Raw genomic sequence first — 634 nt, 5'->3', positions numbered from 1 at the left:
GGTCGGGTGGGGCGGCATCGGCCCTCCGGGCCCGTTCTTGCCCCCGGCGGGGCACCGGCGCGCACACTCCTCGGCCTGACGTCGGCGTATCCGCCGCCCGGTCAGGGTTTCCCTCGGCGAGGGTGGCTGGGATGATCGGGGTGGTTGTTAACTGGCGTTAACCGGGAGGGTGTCATGGGTGAGGGTGCGGCCGTGGAGCAGGCGGGCGAGCGGCGGTTCGGGGAGTTCGTCGTGGTGCGGCGGCACGGGTACGTCGCCGAGCTCGCGCTGGACCGGCCCAAGGCCATGAACGCCGTGTCGACCGACATGGCCCGCTCCGTCGCGGAGGCGTGCGGCGCGCTCGCCTCCGACCGGGACGTACGCGTCGTGGTGGTGACGTCGACGCACGAGCGGGCGTTCTGCGTGGGCGCGGACCTGAAGGAGCGGAACTCCTTCAGCGACGCCGACCTGGTGCGGCAGCGGCCCGTCGCCCGCGCCGCGTACACCGGCGTACTGGAGCTGCCGATGCCCACGATCGCCGCCGTGCACGGCTTCGCGCTGGGCGGCGGCTTCGAACTCGCCCTGTCCTGCGACCTGATCGTGGCCGACCGTACGGCGGTGGTGGGGCTGCCCGAGGTGTCGGTGGGGGTGATCC

The 634-nt window shown here is 73.3% G+C and carries 1 protein-coding gene; it reads left to right on the top strand.

The genetic code is table 11. The features are described from left to right. Positions 1-174: 174 nt before the first annotated feature. Positions 175-634, top strand: a 460-nt coding sequence (locus P1P70_RS45515) for an enoyl-CoA hydratase/isomerase family protein (RefSeq protein ID WP_319248470.1), incomplete at its 3' end; no start/stop codon positions are given.

The sequence above is a fragment of the Streptomyces sp. MB09-02B genome, assembly GCF_033794485.1.
Lineage (GTDB): Bacteria > Actinomycetota > Actinomycetes > Streptomycetales > Streptomycetaceae > Streptomyces.
This window is presented reverse-complemented; position numbering and strand designations above follow the sequence as displayed.